13 protein-coding genes are annotated in these 13,071 nt (G+C 67.9%); 6 read left to right on the forward strand and 7 right to left on the reverse strand.

The genetic code is table 11. From position 1 onward, the window contains the following. Positions 1 to 4: 4 nt before the first annotated feature. Positions 5 to 1,108: a molecular chaperone DnaJ gene (dnaJ, locus tag G3T36_RS11475; protein ID WP_163289903.1), complete on the reverse strand. Its 1,104-nt coding sequence runs from the start codon at positions 1,106 to 1,108 to the stop codon at positions 5 to 7. A 26-nt stretch (positions 1,109 to 1,134) separates the two neighbouring features. After that, positions 1,135 to 2,157 (reverse strand): heat-inducible transcriptional repressor HrcA, encoded by a 1,023-nt coding sequence (gene hrcA / locus G3T36_RS11480; protein WP_163289904.1) that lies wholly within the window; start codon positions 2,155 to 2,157, stop codon positions 1,135 to 1,137. 213 nt (positions 2,158 to 2,370) lie between these two features. Between hrcA and G3T36_RS11485 the strand changes: the two genes are divergently transcribed. Then, a complete protein-coding gene (locus G3T36_RS11485; RefSeq protein WP_163289905.1) occupies positions 2,371 to 2,925 on the forward strand; it encodes a DUF4870 domain-containing protein in 555 nt (184 codons plus the stop codon). A 9-nt stretch (positions 2,926 to 2,934) separates the two neighbouring features. Then, on the forward strand, positions 2,935 to 3,309 hold the full coding sequence (locus G3T36_RS11490; protein ID WP_240148440.1) for a DUF4870 domain-containing protein: 375 nt from the start codon (positions 2,935 to 2,937) through the stop codon (positions 3,307 to 3,309). Here the strand turns inward: G3T36_RS11490 and hemW are convergent. Beyond that, a complete protein-coding gene (hemW, locus tag G3T36_RS11495; protein ID WP_163289906.1) occupies positions 3,306 to 4,535 on the reverse strand; it encodes a radical SAM family heme chaperone HemW in 1,230 nt (409 codons plus the stop codon). The genes G3T36_RS11490 and hemW overlap by 4 nt on opposite strands. Positions 4,536 to 4,538: 3 nt before the next feature. Continuing rightward, positions 4,539 to 5,186: a DUF1990 domain-containing protein gene (locus G3T36_RS11500; RefSeq protein ID WP_163289907.1), complete on the reverse strand. Its 648-nt coding sequence runs from the start codon at positions 5,184 to 5,186 to the stop codon at positions 4,539 to 4,541. A 161-nt stretch (positions 5,187 to 5,347) separates the two neighbouring features. On the opposite strand from G3T36_RS11500, the gene G3T36_RS11505 reads away from it, so the two are divergent. After that, entirely contained in the window at positions 5,348 to 6,463 is a 1,116-nt protein-coding gene (locus G3T36_RS11505) for a hypothetical protein (protein WP_163289908.1), read from the forward strand. Positions 6,464 to 6,469: 6 nt separating this feature from the next. On the opposite strand, the gene lepA is transcribed toward G3T36_RS11505, so the two are convergent. Together lepA and G3T36_RS11515 are read right to left on the reverse strand one after the other, a co-directional pair. After that, positions 6,470 to 8,326 carry a translation elongation factor 4 gene (lepA, locus tag G3T36_RS11510; protein ID WP_163289909.1) on the reverse strand — a complete coding sequence of 619 codons (1,857 nt, stop codon included), beginning with the start codon at positions 8,324 to 8,326 and terminating at the stop codon, positions 6,470 to 6,472. Between the two features lie 59 nt (positions 8,327 to 8,385). Continuing rightward, a complete protein-coding gene (locus tag G3T36_RS11515; RefSeq protein WP_163289910.1) occupies positions 8,386 to 9,609 on the reverse strand; it encodes an amidohydrolase in 1,224 nt (407 codons plus the stop codon). A gap of 92 nt (positions 9,610 to 9,701) precedes the next feature. Here G3T36_RS11515 and G3T36_RS11520 point away from each other — a divergent pair, with 92 nt between their 5' ends. From G3T36_RS11520 to rpsT, 3 genes are all read left to right on the forward strand, one after another. Further along, positions 9,702 to 10,316 carry a hypothetical protein gene (locus G3T36_RS11520; RefSeq protein ID WP_193571073.1) on the forward strand — a complete coding sequence of 205 codons (615 nt, stop codon included), beginning with the start codon at positions 9,702 to 9,704 and terminating at the stop codon, positions 10,314 to 10,316. Between the two features lie 71 nt (positions 10,317 to 10,387). Then, positions 10,388 to 11,275, forward strand: a complete 888-nt coding sequence (locus tag G3T36_RS11525) for an NAD-dependent epimerase/dehydratase family protein (RefSeq protein ID WP_163289911.1) — start codon at positions 10,388 to 10,390, stop codon at positions 11,273 to 11,275. A 155-nt stretch (positions 11,276 to 11,430) separates the two neighbouring features. Further along, positions 11,431 to 11,691 carry a 30S ribosomal protein S20 gene (rpsT, locus tag G3T36_RS11530; RefSeq protein ID WP_163289912.1) on the forward strand — a complete coding sequence of 87 codons (261 nt, stop codon included), beginning with the start codon at positions 11,431 to 11,433 and terminating at the stop codon, positions 11,689 to 11,691. A gap of 80 nt (positions 11,692 to 11,771) precedes the next feature. Here rpsT and holA read toward each other — a convergent pair whose 3' ends face one another. Then, a complete protein-coding gene (gene holA / locus G3T36_RS11535; protein ID WP_420811042.1) occupies positions 11,772 to 12,824 on the reverse strand; it encodes a DNA polymerase III subunit delta in 1,053 nt (350 codons plus the stop codon). Positions 12,825 to 13,071: the final 247 nt, after the last annotated feature.

Consider the following 13,071-nt stretch of genomic DNA (forward strand, 5'->3'; position numbering starts at 1 on the left):
GGGCTCAGACGTTGAGGAACCGGTCGCGGAGCTTCGCGAACAGCCCCTGCTGGAATCGCGCCAGGCTGGGCGCCTCCTGCTTGTGGGTGGACGCGAACTGCTTGATCAGCTCGCGCTCCCGGTGGTCGAGCTTGGTCGGGGTGACGACCTGGATCCCGACACGGAGGTCGCCCCGGCCGCTGCCGCGCAGGTGCGTGATGCCGCGGTCCTTCACGGTGATGATGTCCGCGCTCTGGATTCCGGGCTTCAGTTCGACGTCGATGTCGCCGTCGAGAGCCCGGACCTTCGCGTGGGTGCCGAGGATCGCATCCGTCATCGCCACCTCCAGCGTGCAGAGCAGGTCGTCGCCGTCGCGGCTGAAGACGTCGTGGTGCTTGACCTTGATCTCGAGGTACAGGTCGCCGTTGGGGCCGCCGGCGGGGCCGGCCTCGCCGCTGCCGGGCATCTGCAGGCGGAGCCCGGTGTCGACGCCGGCGGGGATGTCGACGGGGACGGTGCGCCGCGCACGTACGCGGCCCTGGCCCTGGCAGGTCACGCACGGCGTCACGATGACGGTGCCGAAGCCGCGGCAGGTGCCGCACGGGCTGGAGGTCATCACGTTGCCGAGCAGCGAGCGAACCGAGCGCTGGATGCTTCCGGTCCCGTGGCAGATGTCGCAGGTGACCGGGGCTGTACCGGGCTGGCAGCAGGAGCCGTTGCAGGTCTCGCAGACGATAGCCGTGTCGACCTCGAGGTCGCGATGGGTGCCGAAGATGATCTCGTCGAGGTCGACCTCGACACGGAGCAACGCATCCTGGCCGCGCTCCCGGCGCGACTTGGGACCACGACCTCCGCCACCGCCCCCGAAGAACGTCTCGAAGATGTCGCCGAAGTTGCCGAAGCCCGCACCGCCAGGGAACCCGGCCTGGGGCCCGAGATCGTACTGCTCGCGCTGCTGCGGGTCGCTCAGCACATCGTATGCATGGGTGACGAGCTTGAAGCGCTCCGACGCTTCCGCGCTGGGGTTCACATCGGGGTGCAGTTCGCGCGCCAGGCGGCGGTAGGCCTTCTTGATCTCATCGGGGCTGGCGTCACGGGTGACGCCGAGTACTTCGTAGTGGTCAGCCACGTAGGCAGTTCCTTAACTGTCGATTGCTAGTTCTCGCCGAGCAGCCGGGAGAGGTAACGGGCGACGGCCCGGACGGCCGCCATGTTGTTCGAGTAGTCCATGCGTGTGGGGCCGAGGACCCCCAGTCGGGCGATTCCGGATGCCGACGAGGTGTAGCCGCTGGTGAGAACACTCGTCTCAGCGAGGCCGAACGGCGCGTTCTCGCGGCCGATCGAGACGGACACGCCATGCTGGTCCGTCGCCATCTCTCCGAAAAGCCGCAGCAGGATGACCTGCTCCTCGATCGCCTCGAGAACAGGGTAGATGCTCCCGGTGAAATCGTGCTCCGTACGCACGAGATTCGCAGCACCGGCCATGAGGAGCTTCTCCTGCCGGTTCGCCTCGATCTGCTCGACCAGGGTTCGCGCCACCGGGCGGATCACCTCATGCCCGGGTTCCGCCGTGTCGTCGGCGAGCCCACGCAGCCGGGCTGCGGCATCCGCCAGCGTCAGCCCCGCGGTCGCGGCGTTCACAGCCGTTCGCACCTCGGCGATGCGTTCCTCGTCGAGTTCCTGCGGCACCTCGATGACCCGCTGCTCGACGGCGCCCGAATCGGTGATCAGGACGCTCAGCAGCCGCTGGGGCGCTAGGTTCACGAACTCCACGTGGCGGATGCGCGACCGCGACACCGACGGATACTGCACCAGGGCGACCTGGTGCGTCAGCTGCGAGAGCAGGCGCACGGTGCGGGCGAGCACGTCGTCGAGATCGACGGACTGGCCGAGGAACACCTCGATGGCCTGGCGCTGGGCGTGGCTGAGCGGCTTCAGGTCGGCGAGCTGATCGACGAAGACCCGGTACCCCTTGTCGGTCGGAACACGACCCGACGACGTGTGCGGTGCGACGATCAGCTCTTCGTCCTCGAGGGCCGCCATATCGTTGCGGATCGTGGCCGCGGACACGCCGAACGCATGGCGCTCGACGATGCTTTTCGAGCCGACGGGCTCCCGCGACGCGACGTAGTCCTGCACGATCACGCGGAGAACTTCAAGGCTCCGGTCCGACACCATCTTCTCGTCGCCTCCTGACCCCGAACTATTAGCACTCGTTTAGCCTGAGTGCTAATCATATCGCGTCGACACGCCATCGAATCATTGCACCTGCCGGTTTCACAGCGATAACTTATGCATGAGTTCGCACGATGGCCCGGATCGATCTCCTTCCACAGGTGAGCGCGCCTACGAGCAGGTCCGTCAGTTCCACTGGAATGAAAGGCACCGATCATGACCGACCCCAACCAGCCCCCCGTCGATCCGGCAGGCTCGGGCATCCCGCCTCAGCAGCCGGTCCCGCCGCAGCAGCCGGTCCCCCCGCAGCAGCCCTACGGAAGCGTCCCGCCGCAGCAGCCGTACGGCGGCGTACCGCCGCAGCAGCCGGGCGTTCCACCGCAACAGCCCTACGCGGCACCGGTGCCCGGCGCCCCGCTCACCGCCGCCGAAGACAAACAGTGGGCCTCGTTCGCCCACCTCGGCGGCATCCTCTGGTTCCTGCCGTCGCTGATCATCTATCTCGTCTTCAAGGACCGCGGCGCCCTCACCCGGCAAGAGAGCAAGGAAGCGCTCAACTGGCAGATCACCTGGATCCTCGCGTGGCTCATCTCGGTGATCCTCGGCTCGATCCTGCTCGCCACCCCGGCGTTCGCGATCTCGTTCCTCTTCTCGCTCCTGATCCCCTGGGTGCTCTACATCGTGAACCTCGTGTTCTCGATCCTCGGGTTCGTCAGGGTCAATGGCGGAGGCACCTACCGCTATCCGTTCAACTTCCGCTTCATCAAATAGGCAGGCACGATGTCAGGCGCCACACCCCCTCCCTCTCAGCCATACCAGCCCACGCCGCAGATGAACCCCGCCGACGAGCGGCTCTGGGCGACCCTCGTCCACATCGGCGGAATCTTCTTCAGCTTCATCCCCGCACTGGTCGGCTACCTGGTCCTCAAGGATCGCGGACCGTTCGTTCGCGAACACACCGCGACCGCCCTGAACTTCCAGATCACCCTGGCGATCGCGTACGCAGTCGGCTGGGTGCTGATCGTCGTCGGCATCGGGCTGCTGATCCTCCTGGCGGTCTGGGTGGTGAACATCGTCTTCAGCATCATCGCCGCCGTGAAAGCCAACGCGGGCCAGCCGTACGTCTACCCACTCGCGATCAAGTTCGTCAGCTAGTTCGACGCGAGCAGCCGGCGCACGACAGCATCGGCCAGAAGCCGCCCTCGCAGGGTCAGTTCCACCGACCCGCGCAGGGCGGCTTTCGCGTCGATGAGCTCATCCGCGATGAGGCCGGCGACCTCACGGCGGCCGTCGGCGTCGAGTTCGCTCGTCGCGAGACCGTCGCGGATGCGCGTGAGCAGCAGGATGCGCTCGACACGCCTGGTCTCGGCGTCGAGGGTCTCGCGGCCGGCGGCGGGAGACTCATCCGCCACGATCCGCGCCGCGTAGGCGGCCGGATGCTTGACGTTCCACCAGCGCACGCCGCCGACGTGGCTGTGGGCGCCCGGTCCCACTCCCCACCAGTCGTGGCCCTGCCAGTACGCGAGGTTGTGCCGGGAGCGGTGGTTGTCATCTGTGGCCCAGTTGCTCACCTCGTACCAGTCGTAGCCGGCGGCGGAGAGTCGCGCATCCGCCGTCTCGTACATGTCGGCCTGGAGGTCCTCGTCGGGCTCGGCGACGACCCCCGATCTGATCTGGCGCGCGAGCTTCGTGCCGGGTTCGACGATCAGGGAATACGCCGACAGGTGGTCGGGGCGGCACGCGACGGCGGACTCGAGCGAGCGGCTCCAGTCGTCGAGCGACTCCCCCGGTGTGCCGTAGATGAGGTCCAGGCTCACCTGGAGGCCGGCGTCACGAGCCCACTCGACGACCAGCGGGACGCGCTCGGGGTCGTGGGTGCGCTCGAGCGTGGCGAGCACGTGCGGCACCGCTGACTGCATCCCGAACGAGACGCGGGTGAAGCCTCCGTCGGCCAGCCGGCGCAGGTAGTCCGCATCCACGGAGTCGGGGTTCGCCTCGGTCGTGATCTCGGCGCCGGGAGCGAGACCCCACGCATCGCGCACCGCCCCGAGCATGGTCGTGAGGTCGCTCGACGGCAGCATGGTCGGCGTGCCGCCCCCGAAGAACACGGTCGACACGGGCCGAGCCGGCAGCCCGCTCCGCTCGAGCGCACGTCGGGCGAATTCGACCTCGTGGACAGCGTGGCCCGCGTAGTCGCTCTGGGAGACGCCGCGGATCTCGGCGGCCGTGTAGGTGTTGAAGTCGCAGTAGCCGCACCGCACCCGGCAGAACGGAACGTGCAGGTACACGCCGAAATTGCGGGAGGATGCGTCGATCGCGGCGGTTGCGGGAAGCAGTCCGTCGGCGGGCGCAGGGTCGCCGAGGGGAAGAGCGCTCGGCATGCCTCAGGCCGCCCGGGCGGGCAGGAGCGAACGCAGGTATTTGTTCGTGTAGTGCCGCTGTGCGAGACGCAGGATCGGGGACGTCGCGCGGTAGAAGCCGTTCGAGGGGCGCGAGAAGGCCCGCACGACGAACCACACCGACCCGTCCTCACGGTGCTCGACCAGGAACGCCTCCTCACCGCTCAACGGATGACCGTGAAGCGTTCCGTACGCGAATCCGACCCGGTTCTGCTCGTCGATCACATACACGACCCGAAGCGGGGCGGAAACGCGGAACGGCCAGAACGGGATCTTCAGCACAGCGGTCATCCCGTTGACGATGTACGGCGAACCGTCCTCGGCGAACACCGCCTCCGACTGGCGGTGCTCCTGCAGCTTTGCGGGGCTGCCGTCGGGATTGAACATGACACCGGCGTACTGGACGCCCGTGCCTTCACGCGCCTCCGTCACTCTGATCCCGCTGCCGCGCTGAACGCCCCACGTCATCAGGGAGGCGGCGGCCGTCTTGAATCGCTCCTCGCCGCTGCCGAGGCGTGCCTCGCGAATCACGGGCCGGTAGCCCTTCGGCGGGTAGTAGAGCAGGTCGGCTGCCTGCGTTCCACCGACCGCGCCGTACGTGACGGGCTGATCGGTGAAGGTGGTGCGGCGCATGATCCCACTGTACGAGAGTCTGCAGTGCACGGCGTCGGCGTCGAATCGATAACATCTCCCTTTAGGGGTAGATGAAAGCTGGATGGGATCGGTGCCCACCGCTAGCGTGGGGTCACCGGTCCGCGATCGTGGGCCTCACGACCGCGGGGCCAGGGGGAACGATGTCACGTCGAGGGGGAACGATCGTCGCGCTCGGCGCGCTGTCGGCCGCACTGCTCTTGAGCGGATGCACATCGTCGCCGCCGCCCGCTCACACGGCCGACCCTGTGGCATCGACCGCTCCGACGCCCGCTGCCGTCCACCCGACCTGCGCGACGATGGCCCCGCCCTCGACGCTCGCGGCCATCGCCCCGCAGCTCGTGGTGCAGCCCGCCACAAACTACTCGATCGCACCGCCGGCCGAGAACGCGGCCCCGAGCGCCAGGGCCGTATTCATGACAGCCGTCTACCCGCCTTCGGCGACCACCGTGCTCGCGGGACTGCAGGCGGGCTACTTCGACTGCGAGTGGCGTGACACCCCGTCAACGAACTACGTACGGGTCTCCGTCCTGCCGGCCGGCTCCGCTGCGTTCGACGCGCACTGGAGGTCGACCCACTACGACATCGCGTCGTGGGCGCTCTTCGCCGGGCTCGGTAAGGCTGACAAGTCTGTCGGCGGCTGCATGAACGGCGACGGTCCGTCCTGCGAGATCAGCACGCTTTCCGGCACCACCTGGGTGACCGTCACGGAATCCGAGGGTGACATCTCGGCCACGACGGCCCCGGCGATCAGGGCGCACCTCGAGGCGATCACCCATTCGACCCTCGCGGCGCTGGACGCTGCCGGTCCGCTCGTGGCCGCTCAGCAGCAGCCACCGTCACGCTGGCAGTCCGGTGGCTGCACTGTCGTCGACACGGCCGTGCAGTCGATCACCGGGTCGACCGGCGGCACCGCCGAGAAACGGGCTCTCGACTTCACGGATGCGTACGATCCGGTGTTCCGCGCGGCCGTGGCGCAGTCCGGCGCCTTCGACTGCGTCGACACGGAGGCCCAGGTGACCATCGTGCCCGGTGCGGACGACACCGCACCCATCGTCTACACCTCGGATTCGACGACGCCCGTCGCCGTCAGCATCCCCGGCGTCGCAGGCGCCCGGGACCTCTGCGACGCATCCAACGCGACCGCCTGCTGGACCGAGGGCTACATCGATCATGCCCTCGTCACGATCGCGGGCGACCTCACGGCCTCCGGCCGCCACGCCGAACTCGCTGCGATCGCCGTCGCCCTCGCCGGCTGACTCGAGCTACTTCTTGTACGTTTTGACGCTCTCGGTGTCGCCGGACAGGGCTGCGATGAACGCCTCCTGCGGGACCTCGACGCGGCCGACCATCTTCATCCGCTTCTTGCCCTCTTTCTGCTTCTCGAGGAGCTTGCGCTTGCGGGTGATGTCACCGCCGTAGCATTTCGCGAGGACGTCCTTGCGCATCGCGCGGATGCTCTCACGCGCGATGATGCGCGCGCCGATGGCGGCCTGGATGGGCACCTCGAACTGCTGGCGCGGGATCAGTTCGCGCAGGCGGCCGGTCATGAGCACGCCGTAGGCGTACGCCTTGTCGCGGTGCACGATCGCGCTGAACGCATCCACCTGTTCGCCCTGAAGGAGGATGTCGACCTTCACCAGGTCGGCCTCCTGCTCGCCCGCGGGCTCGTAGTCGAGCGAGGCGTATCCGGCCGTGCGGCTCTTGAGCTGGTCGAAGAAGTCGAACACGATCTCGCCGAGCGGCATCGTGTAGCGGATCTCCACGCGGTCCTCACCGAGGTACTCCATACCGAGCAGGGATCCGCGGCGGCTCTGGCAGAGTTCCATGATCACGCCGACGTAGTCCTTCGGCGCGAGGATCGCAGCCTTCACCATCGGCTCCTCGACCTTGGCGATCTTGCCGCCGGGGAACTCGCTTGGGTTGGTGACGGTGATCGTCTTCTTGTCCTCGGTGGTGACTTCGTAGATCACGCTGGGGGCCGTCGTGATCAGGTCGAGGCCGAACTCGCGCTCCAGGCGCTCGGTGACGATCTCGAGGTGGAGCAGCCCGAGGAATCCGCAGCGGAAGCCGAAGCCGAGCGCGACCGAGGTCTCCGGCTCGTAGACGAGGGCCGCATCCGACAGCTTCAGCTTGTCGAGCGCCTCGCGCAACTCCGGATAGTCGCTGCCGTCGATCGGGTACAGGCCAGAGAACACCATCGGCTTCGGCTCCGTGTAACCGGGGAGCGCCTGAGTCGCAGGCTTCGCGGCCGTCGTGATCGTGTCACCGACCTTCGACTGGCGCACATCCTTCACGCCGGTGATCAGGTAGCCCACCTCGCCGACGCCGAGGCCCTTGCTCGGGGTCGGCTCCGGCGAGCTCACCCCGATCTCGAGGATCTCGTGGGTCGCCCTCGTCGACATCATCTGGATGCGCTCGCGAGGCGACAGCTGGCCGTCGACCATGCGCACATAGGTCACGACACCGCGGTAGCTGTCGTAGACCGAGTCGAAGATCATCGCTCGCGCAGGGGCCTTGGCATCGCCGACCGGGGCCGGGATGAGTTCGACGACCCGGTCGAGGAGCTCCTCGACGCCCATGCCGGTCTTGCCGGACACCCGCAGGACGTCTTCCGGCTTGCCGCCGATCAGCGAAGCAAGCTCCGCCGCGTATTTCTCCGGGTCGGCCGCCGGCAGATCGATCTTGTTGAGCACGGGGATGATCGTGAGGTCGTTCTCGAGCGCCAGATACAGGTTCGCGAGCGTCTGGGCTTCGATGCCCTGGGCGGCGTCCACGAGAAGGATGGCGCCCTCGCACGCGGCCAGCGACCGGGAGACCTCGTAGGTGAAGTCGACGTGGCCGGGGGTGTCGATCATGTTCAGGGCGAACGTGTCTGAGTCCACCTGCCACGGCATCCGCACCGCCTGGCTCTTGATCGTGATGCCGCGCTCACGCTCGATGTCCATGCGGTCGAGGTACTGCGCCCGCATGTCGCGGTCGCTGACGACGCCGGTGATCTGGAGCATCCGGTCGGCCAGCGTCGACTTGCCGTGGTCGATGTGGGCGATGATGCAGAAATTGCGGATGGACGCCGGATCGGTCGCGGCGGGCTCGAGGGCCTTCAGAGCTCGTGGTGACATTGTGGGCCAATTCTCCCACGACCCGGGCCGCTCCCGGGACGCCGTCGTCAGCGGATGGGTCAGCTCGCGAAACGCTCCGAGCGTTCGACGACCTGTCCCCGGCCATCCACCCACCGATACACCTCGGCGCCCTCGATGAACACCCGCTCCGCGCGCGAGTTCACATCGAGCGGGTCGCCCGACCAGACGACGACGTCTCCGTCGAGTCCGACCGTCAACGAGCCGACCCGGTCGTCGAGGCGCATGAACGATGCGGGGTTCACGGTCAGGGCCCGCAGCGCCGTGTCGCGGGGCAGCCCCTCCTTGACGGCCAACGACGCCTGGTGCACGAGGAAGTTGATGGGTACGACCGGGTGGTCGGTCGTGATCGCAATGCGCACTCCGGCGGCCGCGAGTGTCGCCAGGTTGCGGATGGCACGGTCGCGCAGCTCGACCTTCGAGCGCGAGGTGAACAGAGGGCCGAAGATCACCGGGATGTCCCGCTCGGCCAGCACGTCAGCGAGCTTGTGGCCCTCTGTGCCGTGGTTGATGACCAGCCGGTAGCCGAACTCGTCGGCCAGGCGGATGGCCGTGGCGATGTCGTCGTGACGGTGCGTGTGCTGGTCCCACGCGAGTTCCCCCTCGAGCACCCGCGCGAGCGCCTCCTTGGCGAGGTCGCGCGGAAACGCGGTGCCCGCCTCCTGTGCCGCGTCGCGCGCCGCGATGTAGTCCTGGGCTTCGACGAACGCCTGGCGGATGATGAGCGCGACGCCCAGCCGGGTGCTCGGTGTCTTGTCCTTCGCCCCGTAAACGCGTTTCGGGTTCTCGCCGAGCGCCGACTTCACGCTCACCGAATCACTGATCACCTGCTCATCGATCGTGCGTCCGCCCCACGTCTTGATGGCGACTGTCTGGCCACCGATCGGGTTGCCCGAGCCCGGCTTCACGACCACCGACGTGATCCCGCCCGCGAGCGCGTCGCGGAAACCTTCGTCGTCGATGTTGATGGCGTCGATCGCCCGCACGGCCGCCGTGTTCGGCGCGGTCAGCTCGTTCGTGTCGTCGCCGGCCGGTCCGTTCGCCTCCTCATCGATGCCGACGTGGCCGTGGGCTTCGACGAAGCCGGGCAGAACCCACTTGCCGGTGGCGTCGACCACGTCGATCTCGGCGGGGATGGCGATGTCGCGGCCGACGGCGGTGATCGTGCCCGCTTCGATCAGGACCGTCCCGCCCTCGATCGGATCGCCGGCGACCGGGACGATGTAGGCGTTGACGATGGCGACGGATGCGGGAGCAGTCTTCATGGGTCGAGCCTACGACCCGGCGCGAAGAGGTTCACCGATCGTTCATCCATCGTTTCTCGAACAGCCACGGGAGTTCGCAGCACAGCGATTCGTTGTCATACGTCAATCGTCTTCGAAGGGAATCCCATGAAAGCCGGCACAACGATGCACCCCGACACGACGAACGGAAGGCGGGGCCGCAGCCGCACCCAGTACGTCGCGGGCGCGACGCGACCACGCTCTACGTCGCGGATGAGGGCAACGGCGTCGCGACCTATGCCGGGGGCGCCTACACCGCGGCCGCAGCACAGACCTCGGCAGGCCTGCAGAAGTGGACCCTCGCGAACGGTGTCTGGAAGCTCGCGTACACCCTGACCGCTGGTGTGAACCTTGGTGCTCCGTACCAGGTTCCGGGTTACCCGACCGGGAACAACTCCGCTACAGGCCTTCCGTGGGCACCGGCGACCGACGGGCTGCGCAACCTCACCGGTACTGTCCACCGCGACGGCACGGTGACGGTCTACGGCATCACCTCGACGGTCAGCGGTGCGACCGACACCGGCGCAGACCCGAACAAGCTGGTGGCGATCACCGACCGCCTCTCCGGCGTCACCCCCGACGCGGGCGAGAGCTTCACCACCCTGCGGACGGCACACGCCGGTGAGGCGCTCCGCGGCGTCTCGTTCACTCCCGGAACGACGTCGCACCAGGGTGACGACCGAGGCTGACCGGGTGGCGCTGACGGCCACGCGGGACGAACCGGATGGAATGCCGCGCGCCCACCTGCGTTACTGCTTTCATGAGCATTCTCCTGACCGGCGCGACCGGCTTCATCGGATCATCCGTTCTCCGACGCCTCATCGACGAAGGCCACTCCGTGACCGCCCTCGTCCGGCACCCGTCCCGAGTCGCGCAGGTCACCGCAGCGGGCGCCACGGCGCTCGTGGGGGATGCGCGAGACATCGACCTCGTGGCCGACGCATCCGAGGCCAGCGACGGCGTCATCCATCTCGCCTCCGCGAAGGATGTCGACCACGACTTCATCACCGGCGTCTTCCGCGGGCTCGAGGGCAGCGACAAGCCGTTCATCCACACCGGTGGGATCTGGACCTACGGCTCCAGCCCCGCCATCACGGAGACATCGCCCGTCGACCCGCCCGAGCTGACCTCCTGGCGCGGGGTGAACGAGTCGCGCGTGCGCGACGCTCTCGGCATCCGGACGATCGTCATCGCGCCGGGCATCGTCTACGGCTACGGCAAGGGGATCCCGAACGACATCGTCGGTGCGCCGGTCACGGACACGGTGCCTCCGACCCTCCTGCTCATCGGCGACGGCACCCAGCACTGGACGACCGTGCACGTCGACGATCTCGCGGCGCTCTACGTGCTTGCGCTCGAGAACGCGCGGGCCGGGAGCACCTACATCGGGGCGAGCGGCCACAACCCGACCGTGCGCGAGCTCGGCGAGGCGGCGGCGCAGGCGGCCGGACTCGCCGGCGTGACGGGAGAGTCCGCGGACGCGTCCCGTGAACGGCTCGGCGCCGGGTACGCGGATGCACTTCTCCTCGACCAGCAGGCGAGCGGGTCGCGCGCTCGCGTCGAGCTCGGCTGGGAGCCGAACCGTCCGAGCCTCGTCGAGGAACTGGCACACGGGAGCTACGCGCCGCAGCGCGCAGCCCTCGCCTGACCGTTCACGGTGAAATTGCCGGGAACGGCATCGTGCTGGTAACGTTGTCTGTTGGCTTGCGTGTGGGTTCTGTCCGCACGATCTTGCCGCAAGGCGCCCTCTCTCGCTGAGCGGCACATCCGAAACTCCCATCGAACGAAAGAACTCAACCACTCGTGGCAAACATCAAGTCGCAGATCAAGCGCATCGGCACCAACAAGAAGGCTCAGGAGCGCAACAAAGCGGTCAAGAGCGAAGTGAAGACCGCAGTCCGCGCAACGCGCGAAGCTGTCATCGCCGGCGACAAGGTCAAGGCGACCTCGGCGCTCAAGGTCGCCGCCAAGAAGCTCGACAAGGCTGCCAGCAAGGGCGTCATCCACAAGAACCAGGCTGCGAACAAGAAGTCGGCTATCGCCAAGCAGGTCGCAAGCCTCTAGTATTCCTCGGTGCCCGCGGGCACTGTGCGAAAGGGCCTCCGTCGAATGACGGGGGCCCTTTCGCGTTGCCTGAGCGCGGCTCAGGCGCGACCGCGCGCGGCCACGATCCGGACGAGACGCTCGAGCGCATACACCGGGTCGCGGCCGCCGCCTTTGACGTTCGCATCCGTCTCGGCGAGCACCTCGATGCAGCGACCGAGTCCCTCGTCGGTCCACCCGCGCAGATCGCGCTGGGCCCGGTCGACCTGCCACGGAGCGAGACCGAACTGGGAGGCGAGCTGGGCGGAACTGCCGCGCGCGCCCGACAGCTTGGCCATGGTGCGGACTTTGACGGCGAACGCCGCGACCATCGGAACAGGATCGGCGCCGGACGCGAGAGCATGCCGCAATGTCACCAGCGCTTCGCCGTGTCGGCCGGCGATGGCGGCATCGGCCACCTGAAACGCGTTGGTCTCGACACGGCCGCTGTAGTACTTGTCGACCGTGGCCTCGGTGACTTCGGCCCCGATGTCGGAGATGAGCTGCTGGCAGGCAGCAGCGAGTTCGGCGAGATCGTCGCTGAACGCCGAAGTGATCGCGCGGAGTGCCCCCGGTGAGATCTTCTTGCCGGCCGTCGCGAATTCCGCCTGGGCGAACTCATACTTGTCCGCGTCGCGTTTCAGCTCTGCGCATACGACCTCGATGCCGTCGCCGGAGCCTGAGCGGATCGCGTCGAGCAGCTTCTTGCCGCGCACCCCTCCTGCGTGACGCAGCACGACGACAGCGCCGTCCGCCGGTGACGCCAGATAGCCGAGCATCTCGTCGAGGAACACGTCCGTGCATTTCTCGACGGCGTCGACGCGGATCAGCCGCGGCTCACCGAACAGGGAGGGGCTGGCCAGGGTGAGGAGCTCGCCCGGCGCGTAGTCGTTCGCGGCGAGGTCACTGATCTCCAGGCTCGGGTCTTCGGCCTTGAGCTGGTCGCGAAGCAGCCGGATGGCCCTGTCCGCGAGAAACCCTTCGGTGCCCGAGACGAGGACCACGGGCTTCGGACGGATGCCGTTCCACGCGACCTGGGGAATCGCCGCCGCCGATCGACCTGCGCCGCCCGTCGTCTTGCCGCCGCGGGCGCCTCCCGTATTCCGTGCCGCCACGTTCCTCCTTCGTCCGTTCCAGCATAGGTGCCGCCTCCGTCATCGCCGGCGCGCTCGGTCCACACCGCGATGCCGCCGCCGTCGTGGGGTGGCGAGACGACCAGCAGGCCCTGCCGGTCTGTCCGGGGAGCGCTGGTCCCGCACCTCGCCAGCAGGTCGAGCAGGGACCGCGTCGGATGCCCATACCCGTTGTTCGCGCCGACGGAGATCAGCCCGATCTGCGCATCCAGCCGCTCGTACAGGCCCG

The organism is Leifsonia tongyongensis (assembly GCF_010686705.1).
GTDB classification, from domain to species: domain Bacteria; phylum Actinomycetota; class Actinomycetes; order Actinomycetales; family Microbacteriaceae; genus Diaminobutyricibacter; species Diaminobutyricibacter tongyongensis.